Source organism: Paenibacillus radicis (ex Xue et al. 2023), assembly GCF_024722015.1.
Taxonomy (GTDB): Bacteria; Bacillota; Bacilli; order Paenibacillales; family NBRC-103111; genus Paenibacillus_S.
On sequence record NZ_JANQBD010000011.1, the window covers coordinates 128,924 to 153,645 of the forward strand.

Genomic DNA, 24,722 nt, shown 5'->3' on the forward strand with positions numbered 1-24,722 from the left:
TGAATAGTGTGGCTATGTACAATATCTGAAGTACAGCCGATGCTTTTTTTTATATCGCAAAGTGGCAGGCCACTCCATGCCCGCTAACATTTATTTCAAATTGTGGAGTCTGGCTGCGGCAAATATCCTTCGCAATAGGGCAGCGTGTATGAAAGCTGCAGCCGCCAGGAGGATTGGCAGGATTCGGAAGATCTCCCTGCAGGATGATACGCTCCTTCTTCTCCTTCGGATGAGAAACTGGAATAGCGGATAATAAAGATTGCGTATAGGGATGCTTTGGATTGGAGAACAATTCATCCCTGTGCGCCAGCTCAACAATTTTGCCAAGATACATGACAGCGATCCTCTCGCTGATGAATTTTACAGTAGCTAAGCCGTGCGCGATAAATATATAGGTCAGCTGGTATTCCTTTTGCAGCTTTTTTAATAAGTTTAAAATCTGCGCTTGTATCGAAACATCGAGAGCCGAGACAGCCTCGTCACATACGATCAGCTTCGGCTTTAATGCCAATGCCCTGGCGATACCTACACGCTGCCGTTGGCCTCCGCTGAACTCATGAGGATACCTGTTCATCTGATGTTCGCTTAAGCCTACAACTTCCATCAGCTCGATGACTGTATTCCTCAGCTGGTCTTTATTGGATACACCGTGAATTCGCAACGGTTCCGCAATTATGTCCTCAATTTTCATTCTTGGATTCAATGAAGCATACGGATCCTGGAAAATAACCTGTAAATCACGCCGAACCTTACGGATCTCATTGCTGTCTAGTCCCGATAATTTCCGTTGATCAAACCAAACCTCCCCTTCAGTGGGTTCCAGCAGCTGCAGGATCATTTGTCCTGCGGTTGATTTGCCGCAGCCTGATTCGCCGACAATGCCAAGTGTTTCGCCCCTCTTTACCGAGAAGCTAAGACCGTCTACAGCTCTGACATATCCAGTTTCCTTGGAGAATAAGCCCTGCTTGAACGGATAATATTTTTTCAAGTCTTTTACTTCCAATAACGGGTGTTCGTCTATAATTATTGAACTCATACTACGTCACCTTTACCTTCTGCATGAAAGCAGCGGACCTGATGCCCCATTGCCTTTTCTTCCAGAACCGGCTTCTGCAAGCTGCATATTTCGGTTGCGGCAGAGCATCGGGCTTGAAACGCACACCCGGACGGAAGATGCCGCAGATTAGGAATCGTTCCTGGAATGGAGTACAACTCCTCCTGCTGCTCATTAATTTGAGGCAATGAGCTTAATAAACCAATGGTGTAAGGATGAAGCGGATGATCAAACAATTCGACAGCAGCAGCTTCCTCAACCACCTCACCGGCGTACATAACCACGACACGATCGGCCATTTCGGCTACAACTCCCAAATCATGGGTAATCAATATAACCCCCATCTCCAGCGTTGCTTTAAGCTTCCCGATCAGCTCCAATATTTGTGCCTGAATGGTTACATCGAGCGCTGTCGTAGGCTCATCAGCAATCAGCAGCTTGGGACTGCAGGAGAGGGCCATCGCTATCATCACTCTTTGTCTCATACCACCCGATAACTGATGCGGAAAGGAGTCGACTATCTTGTCAGGTCGCGGAATCCCGACCAACTCCAGCATTTCGATACTCCTTCTGCGTGCCTCCTTCTTACTTAGCCCTGTATGAACAAGGACAGATTCGGAGATTTGATAGCCGATCGTAAATACCGGATTGAGCGAGGTCATCGGCTCCTGAAAAATCATGGATACCTCATTGCCACGAATTTTGCGCATTTCCTTTTTGTCCATTTCCAGCAGATTTCTGCCTTCCAGCAGGATCTTCCCACCAACAATCTCACCCGGGCGAGCCACAAGACCAATGATAGACAGCGAGGTGACGCTTTTGCCGCAGCCCGATTCCCCCACAATACATAAGGTTTCTCCTTTGGCAACGCTGAACGAAACTTTATTGACGGCAGGGACTATTCCTTCATTCGTTACAAACGAAGTTTGCAGTTCCCGGACCTCCAGCAATGTTTCCGGCATTTCATGCCCTCCCTTCTCGCACTCAACAAATGGGCATCAATTTAATTTCGGGTCCAGCCAATCACGCAGCCAATCCCCGACAAAAATAACTGCTAAAACCGTAATTGTAATTACCACTCCAGGGAAGGTGGCAACCCACCAGCTAGTGGCCAAATATTGCCGCCCATCGCTCAGCATCCCGCCCCATGAAACATCCGGGGATTGGATTCCAAGCCCAAGAAAGCTTAGGGAAGCTTCCGCAATGATGAAACGGCCTACGCTCAACGTAGAGATGACGATAAATGAAGAAATAACGTTCGGGAGCACATGGACAAAAATAATTCGGAAGTCACCTGCACCAACTGCTCTTGCAGAACGGACAAAATCACGCTCGCGGACAGCCAAGACCTCGCTTCGGACCATCCTTGCGTAGCTCACCCAACTGGTTACGCCAATAACGAAGATAAGCGTTCCAATTCCGGGCCCGAGCACGAACATAAAGAGCATCATGAACAAAATAGTCGGTATAGCCAAAAGTGCATCGACAATTCGCATAATCAAACTATCAATCCAACGGCCGTAATAACCGGAAATCAGCCCCAAAACAATCCCGATGATGCCTGAAACTACGACAGAGCAAAATCCGACGATAAGTGAGACACGTGAGCCATAAATTAATCGGCTCCATATATCCCTGCCTAAATTATCTGTTCCAAAAGGATATTCCGCCAAACCTCTAGCCGCCCATGCTGGTGGAAGCAGCTTGCGAGCCACATTAGTTTGAGCAGGGTCATGCAATGCCAGAACAGGAGCAGCGACAGCAATAATCGCAATAACAAAAAGGACAACCATGCCCACAGCTCCTGTTTTACTTTGAACCAGCCTTTTAAAGGCGCTCTTCAGCCATCCTTTTCTGTCAACAGACTGCACCGGCAAGGACGAAGGAGCGGTCTTAGTTTCGATAGTTACAGACAACTCCTCACCTCCTACACTCTCAATAACCTACATATCCTAGAAGATTAATGGGTTTTAAACTCAAAAAAAATAGTTCCTCAAAAGCTTTTAAAGAGGTCTTCAGCCGACTGATCGACACAGAACCATTCATAAATACAGCATAACACAGGCTTATTCAAACAATATAATACTTAATTGTTATCGTGCTATAACTTGCGGGAATGAGGAAAGTTACGGCTTTTTTAGTTGACAAGTAGGATTTTAACCAATTATAGTTCCTTATTAATACACATAGGAATAGTGTGAATTTAATTGCACCAGCTTCAACTCAAACCTCAAAAAAGTATCAATCAAAGGAGAATCTAAACAATGAGCAATTCAACCAGGAAAATCAAGCTCGGACTTTTCATCCAAGCTGCAGGGCATCATGTAGGCGGATGGCGTCATCCTGATGCACAGGCCGGGGGAGAAAATTTATCTCTGCTGCAGCATATTGCGCAAACTGCGGAGCGTGGAAAATTCGACCTGCTATTCATTGGAGACGGATTGGGTACATCGCCTAACGCTGCTCCCTCCGTTGTCGCCCGGTTTGAGCCCTTAACCTTACTGGGCTTTTTGTCAGCGGTCACCAAGCATATCGGGCTTGCCGCAACCTCCTCAACGACTTACGGCGAACCGTTTCATATGGCTCGTGCCTTTGCTTCGCTGGACCATTTGAGCGGAGGAAGGGCCGCCTGGAATGTCGTGACAACTTCGTCTGCGGAAACTGCACTGAATTTCAGCAAAGACAGCCATCCAGATCATTCATCCCGCTATGAGAAGGCTAAGGAATTTGTGGAAGTCGTTAAGGGACTGTGGGATAGCTGGGAAGACGGGGCTTTCATCCACGACAAGGAATCCGGGGTATTTTTTGATAAAACAAAGCTTCACTACTTGGATCATAAAGGACCGAATTACTCAGTTAGAGGACCGTTGAACGTCTCCAGACCTCCTCAAGGCTATCCCGTGCTTATTCAGGCTGGATCGTCAAATACGGGTCAAGATGTCGGAGCGGAAATTGCCGATATTATATTTACTGCCCAACAATCATTAAAGGATGCCCAATCCTTCTATGCCGGAATCAAAAGCAAATTAGCACAGCACGGAAAGTCTCCGGAACATTTCTTCATCATGCCTGGCCTGATGCCCATTATCGGAAAAACAGAGCAGGAAGCAAGAGACAAGTTTGACCAATTATCGAGTTGGGTTGATCTGTCCGTCGGTCTGGATGCGTTATCTGCTCGCCTCGGACAAGACGTATCCAAATTCCCGCTAGATGAGCTTCTTCCAGAGCTGCCGGAAACGGATGGCGCCAAAAGCCGATCACATTTGCTCACAGCATTAGCCAGACGCGAGCAATTAACGGTTCGCCAGTTGGCCTATCGGGTCGCAGGCTCGCGTGGACACGGCGTTATTCTCGGCACCCCCTCCCAAATTGCTGACCATATGGAAGAATGGTTTGCTGGTAATGCCGCCGATGGCTTTAATATCATGCCGCCCTACTTCCCTGGCGGACTCGAAGATTTTGTTGAGCTTGTAGTTCCCGAGCTGCAGCGCAGAGGTTTATTCCGAACTGAATATGAGGGTCGCACGCTTCGTGAAAACTTAGGATTGCCTCGTCCGAAGAGCCGATATGCCCGTGTATAACGAATAACATATAGCCCGGTGATATCAAGGTCAACTGCCTTGGAATCACCGGGCTCATCTTGTTTATGTACAACAAGTTAATGATTGTACTTAATGCGCGGATCAAGAAATCCATACGCAATATCGGTTGCAAGGTTAATCAAAATAACCATTATGGCTATAACAAACACAGCCGCCTGTACTATCGCCATATCGTGGGAGTTAATTGCCTGGACAATGAGCTGCCCCATACCCGGCCAGGAGAAGACCGTTTCTGTTACCAAAGCTCCACCGACCAGATTTGTTAACTGAAGCGCAGTAATTGTAACAACCGGAATAAGTGCATTGCGAAGTGCATGCTTATTAATAACGGCAGCTTCCCATACCCCTTTGCTTCTCGCAGTCCGGATATAATCTTGTCCGAGAATTTCCAGCATGCTGGATCGGACCAATCGGGTCATTTCAGCTGCTACACCCATTCCTAAAGTAAGAGCCGGAAGCACTAAGTGCGCAAAAGTACCACGACCGGAAACCGGAACCAGACCCAGGTTAACGGCAACCAACAAAATCAACATAATGCCTACCCAAAAATTGGGCATCGCCTTACCCATAACCGAGATGCCGGATATTAATATATCTCCTGCCGTATTGCGTTTAACCGCAGACCAAATGCCAAAGGGAACCGCAATACAGCAAGCAACAACCATAGACGCAGCTGCCAGCTCAAAGCTTGCCGGCAGTCGTTCCAGCACAATGGGGAGCGCTGCTTCTCTGTAACGGAAGGATGTGCCGAAATCGCCCTGCAGCAAATGTGACATGTAGCGATAATATTGAACATACAACGGCTGATCTAATCCAAGAGCTGCCGAAAGAATCCGTCTGTCCTCTTCACTTGCCGTATCCGGAAGCATTAATGCAACCGGATCTCCCGTGACATGAACCAAAATAAATACGATCAAAGAAATAATATAAAGTACCGGAATGATCTGCAAAAACGATTTATACAAATACTTACTCATTGATCTCCGTCCTTTAAGCTGTTACCGCACATATCCATAAGCGGCTAAGGAATCTTTGCGGCTATGCTTCTTGGGTGACAGCGCTTGATGTGTGAACAACCTCTCCAGCTATATTCTGCGGATTAAGCAGTAAATTGTAAATCGGGCATACTCGCTCAACTGCTTCATGCAGCGCTGCGATAGTCTCTGCAGATTCATTGGAAACAATATGCAGCTTGTAATGAATGTTATAGGGAATGAATGGAGTCTCCTCAAAGCCTTCTTGTCCGCCGAGCGGATGCTGCTGACCGAATACTTCAACCTCGAGTGACTCCAATGATACGTCTCGCTTGGCGGCTTGAATCAATGTAATGTGGGTTAAGCAGCTTCCCAATACACCAAGCTGAAGCTCCGGAGATGTAGGTCCAAGACTGTAGCCTGCAAAATTTTCCGGGCTATCGCTGATGATCTGATAGTCGCGGATGCGAATTTCACGAACTCCGCTTCTTCCAGCAGCACGGACTTTCGCTGAAAAATGGTTAGGCTTAGGATCTGCTTTCGCTTGTTCTTGCAGCGCAATAGCCGCAGCTTTTTTTTGTGCTAAATACTCGTTCAATGTAGTCATGTTTAAACTCTCCTCTTTAATTCTTATTTTACCTACCTATTTAATCGGTTTTGAAGTATAAGAACACGCTTAATCTCTGCATTCTCCCTGTTCTATGCCCTTCATTGGTTCTAAATATAGCATAATCCTTATTTCTGATACAGTATTGTTATTTCATCATATTATAACTTTTCAGAATGAATCCTGATGCGATGGATCTTGAACCTCCTTTGTCTCGAAAGGAAAGACCGGATCATTTAATTCTATTATGGTGCATGTATTCGACGCTGCTGCTTTTTGCTTTAAAAAATCAAGAAAGGTTTGACTGGCTTTGGACAAATAGGTGTTGCGCTTTTTGCACACTACCAACTGGACAGGAATCGGCGGATAGATCGGAACAGTGCTCATCTTGCTGTTCGAGATAGTAACCATCCTCAGGAGCATAGTAACGCCTACGCCTTCAGCAACAAGGGATTTGATAATCGACAGCTGATTGGTGGTAAAGGTTACATTCATTTCAAGCTCCGCTTTTTTGCTGACTTCAATAAGAAGTTTTTTCTGAAAGCAGTCATTCTTAAAAAATATTAGCGGCTCGCTTAATAGCTCATGCAGAGTCACTACTTCTTTATCCGCAAGCGGATGGTCAGCCGAAAAACATGCAACCATATAATCGTTAAGCAAAGGTATCACTTCAACTTCCGTCTCAATCGGATTGGCGGAAATGATGCCGAAATCAATCTCCTTGCGTTCTATCCATGTACGAATTTGTTTGGTTCCTTCTTCCACAACGCTAATATTAAGTGAAGGATAGCTGCGCTTGAACTCTTTGATGATCGGTAGAAAATAGGCACTGCCAAACATGGAGGGCAATCCGATTCGAATCTCACCCCTCTGTAGCTCGCGCATTTCTTCCATCACACGTCGTGCATCCTCTATTTTACCTAGTATGTCATTAGCATAATCAAACAGTACTTTGCCTTCCTGAGTCAGAATCGCGGATTTCTCTGATCTGTCAAAGAGCAGCAATTGAAGCTCATCCTCCAGCTTTTGAATCGTCTTGCTTATAGCAGGCTGAGCGACCAATAATTTTTCTGAAGCCTTGGTGAAGCTGGATGCTGAAGCAACCTCTGCGAAATAATGTAATTTTCTGCTGTCCATAAGATCCACCCTTTTCCTTGTCTCCGAGGGAGTTATTTTTCATTTTCTGATAAAACAAGCCCGTAACGGCGATTGACCAAATCAATTTCTTCCAACGACATAAGAACCCTGCCTTTTCCTCGAACTGTAATCAGATGTAACAGAATATCGACTACAAACAAGCTGGCAATATGGGAATTGGCGAATGAGTAGGACATTCCTTGAACTAACAGTGCAACAGCCGCTTGCTTCGCAAGAGGACTGATTAAGGAGTCTGTAATTGTAATTTGATTGACCCCTCGTTCATAGGCAAGTTCAGATGCCAGTATAGTATGCTTACCATAGGTTGGAAGTCCAATTGTTATTAAAAGATCTGTACTATATAAGGAGCGAATACTATCAAATAACTCATCCGTTCCAGAACCAATCAAGATTGTATTCGTAAATATTTCATTTAAATGTACGGCTAGTACGGTTGCCGGTCCTCTGGCGTTGCGGCTTCCGACTACAGCAATTCGGTTCGAGCTCATGATGAGCTCTATAGCCTTTTCAAACGAATCCGACGAATTACTTAGTTGGGTGGCCTGCAGATTTTTCACAGTCAAATCAAATATTTTCTGTGCTATTCCCGAGCAGCCATTTTCTTTCGATATGAGAACATCAGTATTCACTTCCCCCAAGGTTTTGACAGCGGTCAAACGATTCTGCAATATGGCTTGCAGGGCATTCTGCAAATCGGGAAAGCCTGAATATCCGACATCCTGTGCGAACCGAACTACAACAGACTCGCTAACACCGACTCTTTGTGCAACCCTCGATGCTGTAAGAAATGATACATCCTGCCAATTTTCTAAAATGTATTGACCGACGTTTTTCTTCGCTTCGCTCAGATTGGATAGTGAAGCTTGAATTCTTCCAAACAAGGTACCAGAATCAGACAAAATGAAGCTCCTCTCCTATTAGCAACAATTTTTTTCACTTCGACAATAAATATTCTTGCTTTTTACTTTATGATTCAGTAATTCCTCACACTAACCATAATTCCAGAAACATTACCACTACTGAAGATAAAAAAAGACACAACTAGAACTCATATCGAATAATGAGGTAAAAGTTGTATCTTCAATTTGAATGATAGACACTTATAATTCCTATTGGACTAGTGGGTATATATAGATTATCATTTCATTTTCATACGGTCAAACAAAAAACAAACGGAATATCTTATCTCCGCATTGCTCGCTGTCTAATTTTAAAGATTAGATAAACGATCAATGGAATAACGGGAAAATAAGTGAAATCCCATGTAACCCAGTAAGGATTCATTGAATCGAAATAGACAACGTTAGGCGCGATCAATAAAGCGTAGCTGAAGGTCAATGTCCCGAATGGTATTGTCAGATAGCGGTAGTTTTGAATTTGCAGCAGTTCAGCTATCCCTTTAATGAATCCATACCCGTAGATAACCATGCGAAAATAGGTACATAACAACCAGCTGATGGCAAGGATAGCCTCCACTCTCTCCAAAAAATGACCGATGCCGATTTTTTTGGCTAACGTATAGGTTGAATACATCTGATGCTCCGTGAGATAGGCACCCAACACAAGCAAGGACAATAAGACAATAGCAAAAATGGCGATCCCTCCGATCACAGAGGCGAGGATGAAATCCTTTCGCAAATGCTCATTCGCCTTAACATTAGGCAGAATCATCCACATTACGAATAGCTCCGTGAAAGGAAAAGCGATGAAAAATAGTGAGCCATGTACCAGCGTGGGAATGTCGTGCTCCAGCACAGGTGTTAATCGATCCAGCTTGGCTTCGGGGATGAGAAGCAAAATAATCGCAATAAACATGATTGCAAAAACAAGGATCAACACCTCTGCGGTTCTCGCAATCGACTCCAGCCCACTGCGAATGGCCACAACCAGCATAATTACCATTAATATACAAATGATTCTCATCGGCGTTTCCGTCATCATTTGTGTTGTAACAAAGTCGCCGATTTCTCGAACTTGAGTAGCAGCGTCATGAAACATGACAAGCATATAAAATAGGGACACAGCACCGCCTACCCATGTCCCCAGTACTTGTTTATGAATCTGTACGAGATTCATTCCAGGGAAGCACTGACTGAATTCAAATATGAGCCAGGCAAAGAGAAGTCCAATCACGAGACCTATTAAGCCGGAAATCCAGGCATCCTGATGAGTAATTGCTGCCATGTTTGAAGGAAGGAAGAGCAGCATATCACCAATAACGAAAAAAATAATAAGGACTGACATCTGCTTGGTGCTGATCTGTTCCATCTTCAAGTACTTTCAACCTCCCCCTGGAAACATAGCGGCAAACCAATCATTGACAGGCTTATAGACCCATACCAGCAGCTGAAAGGGACTCGGCAGCTTAATATTGATGCCTGTTATGATGCAGAGAGCCATTCCTATAACCAACATAACCCCGTAAACTGCCGCTTCCCTCCCCTGTCTCTGTTTGATTAGCTTAGGAAGCTCCAAAGCAGCAGCCAGAACGGAAACAGCAAGCACTAAACCTGTAACCATAACGAACATCGGCTGCTACTCCTTGATATTGTTTTGAAATGAATTGTTGGTTGTTCCCGTTCTTCGAATGGTTACATTGATATCATAATTGACCTTTAACCGAGGAAATCTTTCCTTCCATTCTCCTTTCAGTTTTTTCCAAGCCTTGGGATCCTTTTTGTAAACAGCCTGTCCAAACCCAAAAACATCCACATTATACTTGGATTTAACCTTATTTATCGTATGTTGGAGTAAACTTTTCAGTTTTTTTTCCGCTTCGTGCTCCAGCCATACAATTGTATCGGGCTCCATAATATCGATTTTACATTCAACCTCTCCTATGTTGGATTCGATGACAACACCAATAAGAATAAGAGGCTCACCGTTATCAAAGCTTACTTTCATTTTGGTATCCGAGCGGAGCGTCTCAAGTGCAAGAACTCCACCGTCCGGGCACTTTATATGACCTGCAGTGCTTTTGACGTTGTTTCTTATGTAATTATAGCCCTTACTCTCGTCCTCATTCAGCCAGCCGATTAACTTGTCTTCATCGAATATCGCAAGGCCCGCAGATTGCAGCAATCCTGCATTCTCGATTTTATCTACATTTGATTTGCTATCCCCAGTCGATAGGTTGCCTAACACTTCTACTCCAGGCAAGACCAGATTCAAGCCGCTGGTTACCAATTGAAGAATCGCCTGGTCCATTGTAACAGTTGTTGTCGGGGCCCAGTTCTTGGAGGATGTATCCAGAGAGTAAAACAAATTATTTGCAGGTATTTTCTCCAGGGAGGTCATTACTTTCAGCACCTCTTCAGCCTTTATCCCCCTTGAAACTATCACATAATAATCCGTCCTTGCCTCGGGATTGCGAGACAGCAAGTCTAATATCTTCCCGATTCCTTCTTGGGCAAGCGACTCACCAATCACCAGGACTCGGGTATGCGCTGAATAAATTTTTCTGGGGCTTGTCTCAGTCAGCTTCCGGAAAGCTTCAAAAATCGTCGGCGCACTTGCTTTATACAAGGTCACTGGTGATCTGCCAGTGGTTAGCCTCGATGAAACCTCCCCAGGCACGACAACCTGTACAGCCAACTGATATTGATCGCCAATCTTATCAATAGCCATTCCCATCTGGATTCCAAGCTCATTTAACTCCCTGCGATTCCAACAACCGGTTAAAAGCGTCAGCAGCAGAAGCCAAGCACAAAGTTGGAAGCCTAATTTCAATGCTGAAGCACTCCTTCTTATCAAGTCTTGGGCTTGGGTGTCTCCGGCTGCCGCCAAAGGTTTTCCTTAGCTGTGGACATAGGCCTAGTTGTCATGAGTGGCCATGGAAGCCGAAATAAGGTGTCCTTCTGGTCCTTTCCATGAAAAGGAGAAAGAGAACTTAAGAACGGAACACCGAATGAACGCAGACAAGATAAATGGATGACCAGCAATAGAAGCCCTACCATAATTCCGATTAATCCGAAGGAAGCCGCCAAACCCATTAGAATGAATCGAATCATACGGATGGAGATGGACATACCCGCAGCTGGAATGACAAAGCTGGAAATCGCCGTAATGGCCACAATTATGACCATGACTGCGGATACTATTCCAGCTTCAACAGCAGATTGACCGATGACCAGCGTACCTACAATCGAAACAGCTTGTCCTACGGTTTTAGGCATGCGAACGCCGGCTTCCCTTAGGATTTCAAACGTAACTTCCATCATAAGAGCCTCGATGAATGCGGGGAAAGGGACGCCTTCACGTTGTGCTGCCAAATTAATAAGCAGATTGGTGGGCAGCATCTCTTGATGAAAGGTAGTTACCGCGATATAGAGCGATGGAGAAAGCATAGTAATAAAAAAGGCCATAAACCGCATGAGCCGCAGGAGTGAGCTCACGTCAGCCCGTTGATAGTAGTCTTCGGCGGATTGGAAAAACTGAACAAACAATGCGGGCACTAGTAGGACGAACGGAGTTCCATCGACGATAATCGCCACCTTGCCCTCCAGCAATCCGGCTGCAATCGTATCCGGTCGCTCGGAGTTGTACACCGTCGGAAAAGGTGTCCATGTCTTATCCTGAATAAACTCCTCGATGTAACCGCTCTCCAGTATGCTATCTATATTTATTTTATCCAGCCGACTGAATACTTCCTGCACCAAGTCTTCATCAGCTATCTGCCTCATATACATGACCGCGACATTCGTCTTGGTGACCGTACCAATTTGACGTCCCTCCAGCCAAAGCTGAGGATCTTTAATTTTCCTGCGAATAAGAGCAGTATTGGTGCGAATATTTTCCGTAAAGGCCTCCATCGGGCCGCGGATAACCGTTTGCGTAGTTGGTTCTCCGACATTGCGGTCCTCCCAGCCGGCAGCACCGATATGCAAGCCATCGGCATGGCCTTCTGCAAGCAGTACTACATCCCCGGAGAGCAGGCTGTTAAATAGGCAGCTCATCTCCTTCAACTGACCGATATCGCCTATCGATAGCACTTCTTCTTTGAAAAAATCCAGTAGATTCGCAGGTGTTGAATAACTCGGGAGGCTGCGGCTATGCTTGTCGCCGTTTAATAAAGAAGCAATAATCGATTGATTCAATACATGTGTATCCACCAAACCATCGATATACACCAAAGCGATGTCTGTCGTACCATAGGTCATCTCTTTTACGACCAGATCCTGGCTCCTGCCGAATCTGTCTTGAATTTCTTCAATATTCAGGTCAAGCCTTGCAGCCAATACATGCTGCTCAGAGGCTGTAGATTCTTCCCTCACGGACTTGTCCCCCTACTCATTGACCCATTGATGTTATAATATTATCCAAAGTATGAAAGATTATACGGAAATGGCAGAGAAAGGTCTTGGGAGTTGGCTTAATTCGGCATAGGCAACGAAAACTGGGGTTGCGACAGCCGAATGAGGGGCAGGCTGTCGACTTTGACGAGAGCGGATAGTTCGTCATTATGAAGGCGGCGTAGAAGGGGCAGCAATTATTTTAACATCACTATTTGCCGTTGTGTGCTTGTATTCTCTCTATAAACTGCCGGATATCGGCTTTACTAACAGGTTGACCCGTTCCCATGGGGCCAGCTGCCCGTTGAATCAACTCGAGACCATCGATCGCAGCACCTGCACACCTTGGAATAAGATGGATATGGAGATGTCTGACAACCTCTCCCACTGTCAACGTGTATACCCTTTCAGCCTGAATTTCCTGATAGAGCATATTTTCCAACTGTGAAATAATCTCGGGAAGCTCTCTTTTTTCATCAGATGTTAATTTATGCCACGATTCAACATGCCTCTTCGGTTCAACATACAAATAACCAACCAATTGCTTTTCTACAGGAGCATGGTAAATCACATAATGACCTTTCTCCATAACGAAATACGGATCGCTGCTTTGTTCCTTCATGCAAATTTTGCAATTAATCATAAGTACCGCCTTTTCCTTTAATTTTTCCAGGGCTGACACCAATATATTTTTTGAACAGCTTGCTGAAGTAAGCCTCATCCTTGATCCCTACTTGCTCTGCCGCTTCATATACCTTCAGGTTTCGTTTCATAATCAGTTCCCTGGCTTTTTCCATCTTGGTTCGATTTACAAAATTAATAAAGCTATCGCCCATTTCTTTTTTGAAAATGTAGGAAAAATAGCTTCTGCTCATGTTCGAAAATTTGGCTGCATCCTCAAGTGAAATATTTTGTTCAATATTGTCGTAAACATATCTCTTGACGCTCATGATTTCAGGTCTTGCCGCCTCTCCCTTGATGGAAAGCATAGATTGAATGAACCCGGCGATGAATTCCTCTACGTACCCTTTGATGTCATGCAGCGTTTCTGCGTCCAGGATCATTTCCGTCCACTTCATGTTCGAATCGTTGTATGCCGGCGGCATCTGCTCCTCGTAAGGCTTGAATACTTTCATGAAAATATACAGCACATTTAATATCGCCATCTTTACCCTCATCGGATGATGGATCCCATTGGACAAAATCATGTTAAAAAACCGATCGATGACAATCTTCACTCCGTCATAGTCATTAGCGTGGATATATTCAATTAACAGCTTCTCTTCCTCTAAGCCGAAAATAATTTCTTTATCGATGAAATCGGTCATATTATCGGCAAAAATAATACATTCTCTCCCTTGATAGAAACGATATCCGGAAACGTGTTTTGCTTTACTGTAGAGTGCAGGAACATCCTTCAGGCTATTGGTCTTTCCGGAAACTGCAAAAGAAACGGTGATATTCAAGTAGCGCTTGAGAGAATGATTCATTTTCCGGTAAAATTCAGTCATCACTTGATGATTTGATGCTGCATGGACCGATGTATCCAGTAATATCAAATAATCCCCGTCGTCCAATTCGGCAAACTCGGCTTTCGTAAATTCGCTAAGCCCTTCCTTCAAAATATTAAGAAACGAAGAGCTTAACAAATGACTGTCTCGCAATCTGCTTTTGGTCGGAGCATTGAAGTAGTCGTCAATGGTGCAGTAAATGACAAGAAACTGAACAAATCCCGGCTGAACCTGCATAACCGACGCTTCTTTTTGAAAATCGGAATAAGCTATGGAGCCGCTCACTAATTTCTTGTACAAGCCGTTTTTTATGACCTGTTTATTCGCTCTTAACACCGATTCAAAATTGATTTTCTCTTCATTTTGCACCCTTTCCTTTTCCACTTGCACCTTGGCTTTGAGAAGTACCTCCAGAAGACCATCGGGCTGCATAGAGAGCTTCAATATATAATCCTCGGCTCCAAGTCTCATCGCCTTTTTGACGGCATCCATCTCATTATGACAGCTTAAAACGATGACTTTGATATGCGGGTAAAGGGTCGAAAGTTGTCCAATCAGCTCCAGGCCATCCATATTCGGCATTAATATATCGGTAAGCACGATATCAGGACGAGTTTTCTCAATCAGCTCCAATGCCTGTATTCCATCCTCCGCTTGTCCGACAAATTCAAAGTCGTACCTTTCCCATTCGATACATGACTTTATTCCTATTCGGACTAAAGCTTCATCGTCCACTATAATGACTTTTAGCATTGGAATGACCTCCCTTTCCTTCAAGCCTCAATATGAACTGTCTTCCTCTTTGATAATCGCCGGAATCATCACAGACACGGTTGTCCCTTCCCCCTTAGATGCCGAAATTCGCAATCCGAACGGCTCTCCGTATTTAAGCTGCAATCTGTCATCAATATTTCGGAGACCTACACCGCTAAATTTATGTTGAGTTCCTGTATCTTCGTTCACATCATTAAAAATTTCATGGATTCTTCGCTCTTCAATCCCTTCCCCGTTGTCGGTCACATCGATTCGCAAGCATCCCGCTTCCAACTGTGCTCCGATTTGGATCCTGCCGCCGGTCTTTTTGTTCTTAAGCCCATGCAAAATACAGTTTTCCACCACTGGCTGCAGCAGCAGCTTTATGATCTGATATTTCTCCAGGCTAGGGTCGATATCCATATGCAATTCGATACTGTCATTATAGCGGGCGCTTTGAATATTCATGTACGCTTTAACGAGATGCAGCTCTTCTTTTAAGGTGATCTCTTCGTCACCCTTCTTCATACTGACCTCCAGAAGCCTTCCCAAATCGGCAATCATATTCGAGGCACTAACCGCCCCATTCATCATAGCAGTCCATTTAATAATATTTAACGTGTTAAACAGAAAATGCGGGTTAATCTGAGCCTTCAACGCTTCATATTTCAGTTCCTGTTCTCTGCTTTGCTCTTCGACTACCTTAAGAACCAGCTCATCAACCCTTTTAAACAAATGGTCAAAGCTTCTCACTATACTCTTCACATCGTTGGAGTACGTAATATCCTTAGTTCCCAGGCTGTAGTCCCCGATTTTTTTCTTCCTTAAATCTTTAATAAGAAGCTTTAAAGGGTTTGTAATATAAAGGATTAGCGATACACTCGACAAAAGAAACAACCCAAATACAATATAATTGATAGTCAACACCTGATTTTTAAGGCTTGACGTATTTTTCATCACATCTTCATAAGGAATAACCGATACGACCGTCCAGTTCAGCCGGTTCAGAATATGATAAGTAACCATATACCGCTTTCCTTCAGAGGCTCCGATAAAATAACCCTTTTGCGTACCGTACAGCTTCAGGTCTTTTTTCACATTATTAATATCGTTTATCTCTACCTCGCCTGAGGTCTTAATGATTCGATCCTGACTATCCAACAGCAGAATCGATCCTTTGGAACGTACTGTAAATAAGGACACGAAATTATCCAAGTCCAAATTAATCATAACGACACCCAGCATTTCGCCGGTAAAGCTGTTTTTTATAGATTTGGCAAGGGACACGTATTGTTTATCGTCATTTAAGTTGGAAGAATGGTAAAGGAACGGAACCGTCCAGACCGAATCTCTTTCATGCCGAATGAGAGAATTAAACCACTCATCATCTTTTAGCCATGAGCCGAATTCTTGCTTGAAATTCAAATACTCCTGGTTCATATCGATATCGCTTACAATGTTCCCCATCACATTGCTGACAATTCCGTCCGAGCTGACTATAATCATATGTGCGTTATAATTAAAAAAATTGTTGTTTTTGGTATAATTCAGGCGGTTTTCAATCTTGGACATTCTTGAATAATCTTCAGTTGTCAGCTCCTGCGGAAGTTTCATCCTGCTGAACGCTTTAAAATCCGGACTTCTGGAAAAAGCACTTAAATTCGATGTAATGGTATCATCCAGACTTAACACATTCGATAACTTCATCATGTCCAAAGTAACATTCTCAACTTGATTACCTACCTGCTCAAGGTTGCTGATTAACAGGTCGGAGGTCTCTTTCTCAAATAACGTTTCCGTATGCTTAAAATTGATGTTCAGTGAAAAGAATACGGCAGCAAAAACGAGGATGACAATGGAGACTATGATCCGAATCTGCAAATTGCGATACAAAAAGCCAATCCATTGCTTAATCTTGTACAGAATCGGCTTCCCCTCCCGAGAACTTTCCGTAAGGAAAGTTTACTTCGTAAGCACATGCCGAGCTTTTTCGCAGCAAAGACTCTCTTCATGTTGTATCTATTGTACTGGAGTCCTATTGGACCAGCAACAATTATATAAGCAGCCCCCAGACAAGAGACTGGGGGCTGCCAAGACTCAAGCGGCCATTACTTAATGAATGTATCCTCCAGCGTGATTCCGGATTGGAAGGATAAAAATCCCGGCATGTTCTTGAATCCGCCGACGCTCGCCTTCATTCCGTAGGCTTGCTCACGCCATGATAAATATACGAAAGGCGATAAATCGAGCGCCCGGTCAATCAATTTATCGTAGATCTCTTTGCGCTTCGCTTCATCTATCTCTTTTCTGCCGTCGATTAGCAGCTTGTTGATTTGCGCGTCATCAAAGAAAGCCGAATTGTTAAGTCTTGCAGGGCCACCGGTGTAGAAGTTGCTAAGCCAGTCTGCATCTGTAATATCTCCCGCTGTGCCCGCTACAACAAAATCATAGTTGCCTTCGGTATTTTTCTTCACACGGGTAGCCCAATCAGGCAGATCAAGTTCGATTTCAATTCCAACCTTCTTCAGCTCGGACTGTACGGCCACAGCTGTTTGCTGGTGATAAGAAAATTGGGATGTGGATAAGAGACGCGCTTTAAAGCCGTTAGGATAGCCGGCTTCCGCAAGCAGTTTTTTCGCCTTTTCAATATTGTACTCAAAATATTTCTCATTCTTTTCATTATAACCCATATAGCCTTCTGGAATAGCCATGCCATATATCGGTTTTCCACGTCCATTAAACGCTGTGTTAATAATCGATTTGCGTTCGATCGCATACGAAATGGCTTTTCTGACTCTTGGATCACTGAACGGCGCGAACTGCGTGTTGAACTGCAGCTGCATAAACGGCCCGCTTACTGCGTCAAGCTTCAGCTTCGAATCCTGTTCAATCGCCGCTGCGTCCTTCCAAGGTACGGTGTCGATCAAATCCACATCGCCGGCTTTGAGCGCATTGACTCTTGTATTTTCATCCGGATAAAAGACGAATCTCAAAGTATCCAATTTTCCCTTATCCTTCTTGTAGTATCCGTCGAATTTCTTCACTACGAATTCTTGACCCTTCGTCCATTTAACAAACTGGAAGGGACCTGCTCCCATCGGAGACGCGTTCAAATCGCCGTTTTTCTCCTCGGTGTATTTCTTGGATACAATAACTGACTCAGGAAGAGCCAAGTAGTGAATAAACGGAGCAGAGGGCTCCTTCAGTGTTACGGCAACCGTTTTAGCATCAGTTGCTTCAATCTTTTCAATGACGGACAATTCGTTGCGGAAAGTCGCGTTATTTTTTGGATTAGCGATTCGCTCGAATGTATATTTCACATCCTCTGCGGTAACTGGATCGCCGTTTTGAAATTTAGCGTCGCGAAGCTTAAACGTGTACGTTTTTTTATCGGCCGACAAGGAATATGTCTCTGCCAATTCATTGCTCAGCTTTCCTTCCTTGTCATAATTAACAAGACCGCGATAGATAGCCAGTTTGATCGTTCGGCCATGCGTCCCGTTTTGCACCAGCGGGTCCATGGTCGCCGGCTCACCGGATAGACCGAAGACGAGGTTGCCGTTTTTAGCACTGCCTTTATCCGAGTTGTCCGGTTTGGCGGAATCGGCGGCTTTATTCGGTACCGCCCCTCCACAGCCGCTCACTATCAAGACAACGACCATAATTAAAAACATCATTTTAGACAAACGTTTCACCATACTGCATGCCTCCCCTTGTTATTTATAATACGGTATTTATAATAGGGACAGCCATTAGAAATGGCCGCCTTTATTACCAAAGCTTAAGAACGGTTCAATTTCGGATCCAATATGTCTCTTAGACTGTCACCCAACAAATTGACGGCTAGAATGGTGATACCTAAACATAAGGAAGGCCAGACGGCATACATCGGATTTAAGCTGATATAACCCCTAGATTGTCCAATCATTTGGCCCCATGAAGGTTCAGGTGGAATTACGCCTAATCCGAGAAAGCTAAGTCCCGATTCAAGAAGAATGGCGGCAGCTATAGTCAAACTGATTTGGATAATAAGCGGGGACATGATGTTGGGTAAAATACAGCCGAACAACACCCGCATATGAGACGCTCCCAAAGACAACTCACTTTCTACATATTCCTGCTGCTTGATCTGCAATGTCGACGAATAGGCGATTCGGGCAAAGTGAGGAGCATAAACGATTCCGATAATAATGATCAGATTTTTGATGCCCGCTCCCCAAAATCCAACTACCATCAACGCCAACAAAATCGGCGGGAAGCACAAAATAATATCCACAGCCCTCATAATCGTTTTTTCGGCAATACCACGGAAGTAACCCGATACAATTCCGAGCAGCAGCCCAACGGAAAATGCTACTATAGTTGAGCCTATCGCTACAATAAGTGAGGGGCGTATTCCTAGAATTAGCCGGCTTAATATATCTCTGCCAAATTCATCCGTGCCAAGGAGATATTCCGGCAGGGTAGATTTAAGCACGATATCCGGATGAATTTCAAGCGGATCATGAGGTAGTATCCATGGTCCAATCGCGGCAATGATTAATATAGGAAGCAGTACTATAGAGCTAATGACAAACGTTCTGTTCCTGATGCACTTGTTCAGCATACATCCAACTCCTTGACGATATTCGGCATCTCACAGCATGCGCTGCCTTCGGCTTTAGCGAACTCTTGGGTCCATGAGTCCATACAACAGATCAACGCATATATTAACTACGATAAAGAATGTGGCCATGACGACGATACAGCCTTGAATTAAAGGATAATCGCGGTTTGCTATCGACTTGACCAACATCGTGCTCATTCCCGGCCAGTTAAACAAATACTCGATGAGAACCGTACCCCCGATTAGGTTACCGAGCTGCAAGCCGATTATCGTGATAACGGGAATAATCGCATTCCGGAAAGCATGCTTGGAGATAATCTTCCACTCCGGTACCCCTTTTGCTCTAAGCGTCTGAATAAAATCCTTATTTAATACTTCCAGCATGGACGAGCGCGTCATTCTTGCGATCGAAGCCGCCAAGCCCAATGCTAGCGTTAAAGAAGGCAGGACCAGGCGCAGCATATGCTTCCCCGGGTTATCTGTAAACTCGACAAAACCGCTGGCAGGAAGCCATTGAAGCTTGAAGCTGAACACGAGAATCATAAAGGCGCCTAACACATAGACAGGGAAAGAAACGCCCAGAGCCGATATAGACGAAAGCGCCAAGTCAATAAAGCTCTGCCGTTTCAAGGCAGCGGCAATGCCCAATGGCACACCGATGATCATGGCGAGAATGATGGATACAAGCGCCAGCTCTATTGTATTCGGAAGTCTTTGCATGATATATGTGTTGACCGGGGTTTTATCAAAAAGGGATTGCCCCAAATCAAATTTCGCAAAATTAACAAGCCAATTCAAATACTGCATGGTCAAAGGCTGGTCCAGCCCAAGTGTATGGCGCATTTCCGCCACTGCCGCAGCGTCTCCTCCTCTTTCCGTACCCAGCACGAGAACTGCAGGATCCCCCGGCATAAAGTGAATCAACGAGAACACCAAAGTACCGACGACAAGCACCTGAACGATAAGCAGCATTACTTTTTCACCCAAATAACGTACCATTCGATCACCCTCTATTCAGCAAAACCGGTTGTTGTTGTTGTATTTCTGCGCTTGCGTTTGTAAATAAGTGGCATGCCACGGCATGCTTGTCGCTTAGCTCAATAAACTCCGGAGCAACTTCGCTGCAAATCGGCATGACATCCTTGCACCTTGTACAAAACCTGCAGCCTGTCGGCGGGTTAACTGGGCTTGGAACGTCGCCGCTTAATATAATGCGCTCCTTGTTGAAATCGGGGTCCGGCATAGGGATGGCGGACAGCAGCGCTTTCGTGTACGGATGTCTGGCATTAGCATATAATTCCTCCGCATCGGCAATCTCGACAATACTCCCGAGGTACATGACCGCTATACGGTTGCTCATATGCTTGACGATCGATAAATTGTGGGAAATAAACAAGTAGGTCAAACCGAATTCTTTCTGAAGATCGTCGAGCAAGTTCAGAATCTGGGATTGGATAGACACATCCAAAGCGGATACAGCCTCGTCGCATACGACAAGCTTAGGATTTAGCGCAATTGCCCGAGCTATTCCAATCCGCTGCCTCTGGCCGCCTGAAAATTCATGAGGATAACGGTTTATATATTGTGGACTTAAGCCCACTAATTCCAGCAGCCGTTTCACCCTTTTTTCCTTGTCTGCTCCGGCTGCGGCACCGTGAATTTCAAACGGCGCTCCGATTATTTGTCCAACCGTTCTTCGCGGATTTAACGATTCGAACGGCTTCTGAAACACCATCTGAAATTTGCCGCGCTGCTTCCTTAATTGCTCGCCTTTCAGATTTAACAGGTCGATATTGTCAAATTTAATTTCACCGCTGTCAGCATCGGTAAGCCGCATAATGACGCGCGACAGTGTGCTCTTCCCGCAGCCGGATTCACCGACAAGTCCAAATGTCTCCCCCTTGAATATGGAGAAGCTAACATCATCAACCGCCTTGACATATCCGAGCTGTTTGGAAAAAACACCCTTTTTTAAAGGAAAATACTTTTTAACGTTGTTAACCTCCAAAAGAATCTCCTTCATCCTGTTTCACCTTCCCTCCATGCCTGATCCAGCTTCCAGCAGCGAGCCTTGCCGTTATGACAGGCCTGCATCATCTCCGGTTCCTTTTGCCGGCATATATCTGCCGCATCCGGGCATCTGGGGCTAAACCGGCAGCCATCCGGCATGGAGCTGATACTTGGAACGGTACCGCTTATACTGTACAGCTTTTCATTCTTTTGCCCCATATGAGGAATCGATTTAATCAAGCCTTGGGTATAGGGATGCTGCGGATTGTGGAAAATCGATCTGACATCCCCCTCCTCCATAACTTTTCCGGCATACATAACGGCAACGCGGTCAGCCATTTCGGCTACTACTCCGAGGTCATGCGTAATCAGCATAATGCTCATATTCATTTCTTTCCTGATTTTTTTCAACAATTCCAGAATTTGCGCCTGTACCGTTACATCAAGCGCCGTGGTCGGCTCATCTGCGATAAGAAGCTTAGGGTTGCATGACAGCGCCATCGCAATACTAATTCGCTGGCACATGCCCCCGGAAAGCTCATGTGGATATGCATTCATACATCTTTCCGGGTGAGGGATGCCAACTTGCTTCAACAGCTCTACCGATTTGTCATAGGCACCTTGATGAGATATTTTTTCATGAATTCGAACCGCTTCAATAACCTGGCTGCCGCATGTATATACGGGGTCCAAAGCCATCATCGGGTCCTGAAAAATCATCGCAATGGACTTCCCCCTGATTAGTGACATTTCTTTTTGGCTAACCTTCAGCAAGTCCCGACCTTCAAACGAGATCTCGCCTGTCGTTATTTTCCCTACCGCAGGAATGAGCTTCATCAAGGAAAGTGACGCCACGGTTTTTCCGCTCCCGCTTTCACCGACAATGCACAATATTTCCCCTTTATCAATCGTTAAATTAACTCCGCTAATAGCCGGGAATACACCCTTGTCCGTCTTAAACTCTGCAGTAAGGTTGCTAATTTTCAATAGGGCATCATTCATGAGTATCACTCCCAGCTTTGTTCGCCTACCAACGATGCAATCGCTTCAAGACTATTTGCATCGACACATATCTAACATGAATATAACACAATTCACTTCTCTATCTATAACTCATTATATATTCATGTCACATTTCATTCCATGCAATACTGTATGCTTTCCTTGTAAATTCATATCGTATTTTGTAAAAAAAGCATGGTACGGAATCAGCTGGTTCAGACGGTTCTAGCTTCTTCTACTATATTCAGATTTTGTTGTATTATCGTCTTGTATTGATGAAGGGAGGTACATTTTACATTTGAAATCGGAATCGGTCTCCGCGTGAAATAATTTTAACGTATTCCATAACTTGTCTTTGTTCCGAATAGACTAATGCGGTCATCAGAAACATGGACGCGCCTTTTACAGTATTCAACAGCCTGCTCTCGCTTGGCGAGGCATAGACGAGTTCCAGCGTTTTACTGGAATATGCAGGCCGCAGCCCGTACTTTTTATCCAGTATCTGATATAGGGATTGATCAACCAGAATTTCATGCTGAATCCCCGGACACCGTTCCAACGACAAGTAGGAGGTTTCCAGCGAAACCGGTTCGTCGTTAATGAGCCGAAGCCTCTGAATTTCAGCGATCTCTGAGTTTTCCGGTACTCCCAGTAATAATGCCATCTTCAGGGATGCCGGCGTTACTTTGACGTCCATCGATCTGGCTCCTGCAGTCATCCCTCGTGCCTGCATACGATCGGTGAAGCTAGTCACGTTCACAAGCTCCCGGTCGATTTTCGGCTTGGATACGAAAGTCCCTTTGCCCTGCTTCCGGGCTAATATCCCCTCATTCACCAAATCTTCAATCGCCTTGCGGACGGTAATACGGGAAACCTCATACTCCCCGGCCAAATCCATCTCGGCGGGAAATCTGTCTCCAAACTGCAGCTGATCCGATTGAATCAATTCCCGGAACTGCTCTGCCAACTGGATATACAGCGGAGTTGAAATAGTGGGGTCCAGCTTGTTCTTCACTTGTCTTTCACCTGCCTTTACGTATTACTTCAGGCTGCTCTTTGTCCAAAAAACGGCCACAGCACAGTGAATACATCTGTGCCATGTCCGCAGGGATGGTTTTAAGATTGCTCTATATTAATAAGGAACCTTGAACATATAACGCCGAGTCTCGAGAGGATGATTTCTACTTTTCGACAACGCCAGGGCAAACATGCGCAGTACGACATTGATGACGAGCGGAGCCAGATATCCTTTCATTTCTTCATCAATGCCGGTAAGATCAAAATTTTTGGCATCGACCACAATCAGCTTTTCACCGTATTGTTTTAGGAACGTTAGCGCCCGCTCTTCCAAAGGACGAGTTTCATCCAAGCCCATCAGCAAAATGAATGGAACATCCTTATCCAGTATCTCGAACGGCCCATGAAAAAATTCCCCTGCATGAATGGCATGAGAATGAATCCGCTGCATCTCCATTAATATGCATATAGCGAAGGAGTACGCCATGCCGTAACTTGCTCCACTAGCCATCGTATACATGATTTTTTCGTCCTTATATTGCTCGGCATATGCTTGTACCTGTTCTGCATTCTGCTTCATGACTCGCTCGAATACAGTGGCAAGGTTCTCCAGGCTGCTAAGCAGCTTTTCATACTTTTTGTTGCCTTCTTTCACATACAGAAGCCCCATAGCCAATTTATAAAGGATCGCATAGTTCATAATTTCCGGGAGCGGCTCCATATTTCCGGCCGAAATCCAGCTGTAGTTAACAATGAAATCAGACTCATCGGCAAGCGGGGCCGTCTCCACATACATCAGCGAAACTGTTAAAGCACCTTTGCTTTTAGCAAATTTGGCGGCCTCCGTCGTTTCCGGAGTTTTGCCTTTATGCGAACATAAAATAACTAATGAATGCTCGCCCAATGATTGGGGATTTCTGTGAATGAATTCATTGGAGCTATAAATTTCAGCTGTAATCTTGCTGGATTCGCGGTCAATGAAATATTTACTCGGATACATAAGTGCCGATGAACCGCCACACGCCACGTAAAACACTCGGGTAATCGTTCTTTGTTTAAAAGCCTCAAAGATCTGTTCAAGCTGCGTATTTGCATTCATATAAGGTGCTGAGTTTACCATTTGGATAGTCCTCCTGT

At 44.9% G+C, this 24,722-nt stretch carries 22 protein-coding genes; 1 reads left to right on the top strand and 21 read right to left on the bottom strand.

Translation table 11 applies throughout. From position 1 onward, the window contains the following. Positions 1-49: 49 nt before the first annotated feature. The 3 genes from NV381_RS16370 to NV381_RS16380 are packed head-to-tail and all read right to left on the bottom strand — an operon-like array spanning position 50 to position 2,970. Positions 50-1,036 (bottom strand): ABC transporter ATP-binding protein, encoded by a 987-nt coding sequence (locus NV381_RS16370; RefSeq protein WP_258214366.1) that lies wholly within the window; start codon positions 1,034-1,036, stop codon positions 50-52. Then, the gene (locus NV381_RS16375; protein ID WP_258214367.1) at positions 1,033-2,016 is read right to left on the bottom strand and encodes an ABC transporter ATP-binding protein; all 984 of its coding nucleotides are present in this window, start codon (positions 2,014-2,016) and stop codon (positions 1,033-1,035) included. Before NV381_RS16375 ends, NV381_RS16370 begins: the two co-directional genes overlap by 4 nt. 36 nt (positions 2,017-2,052) lie before the next feature. Beyond that, positions 2,053-2,970 (bottom strand): ABC transporter permease, encoded by a 918-nt coding sequence (locus NV381_RS16380; protein WP_258214368.1) that lies wholly within the window; start codon positions 2,968-2,970, stop codon positions 2,053-2,055. Between the two features lie 348 nt (positions 2,971-3,318). On the opposite strand from NV381_RS16380, the gene NV381_RS16385 reads away from it, so the two are divergent. Then, entirely contained in the window at positions 3,319-4,635 is a 1,317-nt protein-coding gene (locus tag NV381_RS16385) for an LLM class flavin-dependent oxidoreductase (RefSeq protein ID WP_258214369.1), read from the top strand. A gap of 77 nt (positions 4,636-4,712) precedes the next feature. Here NV381_RS16385 and NV381_RS16390 read toward each other — a convergent pair whose 3' ends face one another. The 18 genes from NV381_RS16390 to NV381_RS16475 all read right to left on the bottom strand — a co-directional run bounded on the left by NV381_RS16390 (position 4,713) and on the right by NV381_RS16475 (position 24,705). After that, positions 4,713-5,633 (bottom strand): ABC transporter permease, encoded by a 921-nt coding sequence (locus NV381_RS16390; RefSeq protein ID WP_258214370.1) that lies wholly within the window; start codon positions 5,631-5,633, stop codon positions 4,713-4,715. A 61-nt stretch (positions 5,634-5,694) separates the two neighbouring features. After that, positions 5,695-6,237, bottom strand: coding sequence for an OsmC family protein (locus tag NV381_RS16395; protein WP_258214371.1), 543 nt, complete (start codon positions 6,235-6,237; stop codon positions 5,695-5,697). Positions 6,238-6,408: 171 nt separating this feature from the next. Continuing rightward, positions 6,409-7,374: a LysR family transcriptional regulator gene (locus NV381_RS16400; RefSeq protein ID WP_258214372.1), complete on the bottom strand. Its 966-nt coding sequence runs from the start codon at positions 7,372-7,374 to the stop codon at positions 6,409-6,411. 32 nt (positions 7,375-7,406) lie between these two features. Further along, entirely contained in the window at positions 7,407-8,294 is an 888-nt protein-coding gene (locus NV381_RS16405; RefSeq protein ID WP_258214373.1) for a MurR/RpiR family transcriptional regulator, read from the bottom strand. A 283-nt stretch (positions 8,295-8,577) separates the two neighbouring features. Beyond that, positions 8,578-9,663: a GerAB/ArcD/ProY family transporter gene (locus tag NV381_RS16410; RefSeq protein ID WP_258214464.1), complete on the bottom strand. Its 1,086-nt coding sequence runs from the start codon at positions 9,661-9,663 to the stop codon at positions 8,578-8,580. A 12-nt stretch (positions 9,664-9,675) separates the two neighbouring features. Beyond that, on the bottom strand, positions 9,676-9,924 hold the full coding sequence (locus tag NV381_RS16415) for a hypothetical protein (RefSeq protein WP_258214374.1): 249 nt from the start codon (positions 9,922-9,924) through the stop codon (positions 9,676-9,678). A gap of 6 nt (positions 9,925-9,930) precedes the next feature. Then, positions 9,931-11,124 carry a Ger(x)C family spore germination protein gene (locus NV381_RS16420; RefSeq protein WP_258214375.1) on the bottom strand — a complete coding sequence of 398 codons (1,194 nt, stop codon included), beginning with the start codon at positions 11,122-11,124 and terminating at the stop codon, positions 9,931-9,933. 20 nt (positions 11,125-11,144) lie between these two features. Further along, a complete protein-coding gene (locus NV381_RS16425; protein ID WP_258214376.1) occupies positions 11,145-12,668 on the bottom strand; it encodes a spore germination protein in 1,524 nt (507 codons plus the stop codon). A gap of 229 nt (positions 12,669-12,897) precedes the next feature. Next, positions 12,898-13,329 carry an HIT family protein gene (locus NV381_RS16430; RefSeq protein WP_258214377.1) on the bottom strand — a complete coding sequence of 144 codons (432 nt, stop codon included), beginning with the start codon at positions 13,327-13,329 and terminating at the stop codon, positions 12,898-12,900. Continuing rightward, positions 13,322-14,950, bottom strand: coding sequence for a response regulator transcription factor (locus tag NV381_RS16435; protein ID WP_258214378.1), 1,629 nt, complete (start codon positions 14,948-14,950; stop codon positions 13,322-13,324). The genes NV381_RS16430 and NV381_RS16435 overlap by 8 nt, the downstream gene beginning before the upstream one ends. A gap of 27 nt (positions 14,951-14,977) precedes the next feature. After that, complete coding sequence (locus NV381_RS16440; protein ID WP_258214379.1) at positions 14,978-16,843, bottom strand: sensor histidine kinase; 1,866 nt, start codon at positions 16,841-16,843, stop codon at positions 14,978-14,980. Between the two features lie 215 nt (positions 16,844-17,058). Further along, positions 17,059-18,648 (bottom strand): ABC transporter substrate-binding protein, encoded by a 1,590-nt coding sequence (locus tag NV381_RS16445; protein ID WP_258214380.1) that lies wholly within the window; start codon positions 18,646-18,648, stop codon positions 17,059-17,061. An 83-nt stretch (positions 18,649-18,731) separates the two neighbouring features. Further along, entirely contained in the window at positions 18,732-19,556 is an 825-nt protein-coding gene (locus NV381_RS16450; protein WP_258214381.1) for an ABC transporter permease, read from the bottom strand. Between the two features lie 54 nt (positions 19,557-19,610). Next, on the bottom strand, positions 19,611-20,555 hold the full coding sequence (locus NV381_RS16455) for an ABC transporter permease (protein ID WP_258214382.1): 945 nt from the start codon (positions 20,553-20,555) through the stop codon (positions 19,611-19,613). A gap of 4 nt (positions 20,556-20,559) precedes the next feature. Beyond that, positions 20,560-21,579, bottom strand: coding sequence for an ABC transporter ATP-binding protein (locus NV381_RS16460; RefSeq protein ID WP_258214383.1), 1,020 nt, complete (start codon positions 21,577-21,579; stop codon positions 20,560-20,562). Then, positions 21,576-22,568: an ABC transporter ATP-binding protein gene (locus tag NV381_RS16465; RefSeq protein ID WP_258214384.1), complete on the bottom strand. Its 993-nt coding sequence runs from the start codon at positions 22,566-22,568 to the stop codon at positions 21,576-21,578. The genes NV381_RS16460 and NV381_RS16465 overlap by 4 nt, the downstream gene beginning before the upstream one ends. Positions 22,569-22,860: 292 nt before the next feature. Then, positions 22,861-23,583, bottom strand: coding sequence for a GntR family transcriptional regulator (locus tag NV381_RS16470; protein WP_258214385.1), 723 nt, complete (start codon positions 23,581-23,583; stop codon positions 22,861-22,863). A 117-nt stretch (positions 23,584-23,700) separates the two neighbouring features. Then, complete coding sequence (locus NV381_RS16475; RefSeq protein ID WP_419182273.1) at positions 23,701-24,705, bottom strand: SIS domain-containing protein; 1,005 nt, start codon at positions 24,703-24,705, stop codon at positions 23,701-23,703. Positions 24,706-24,722: the final 17 nt, after the last annotated feature.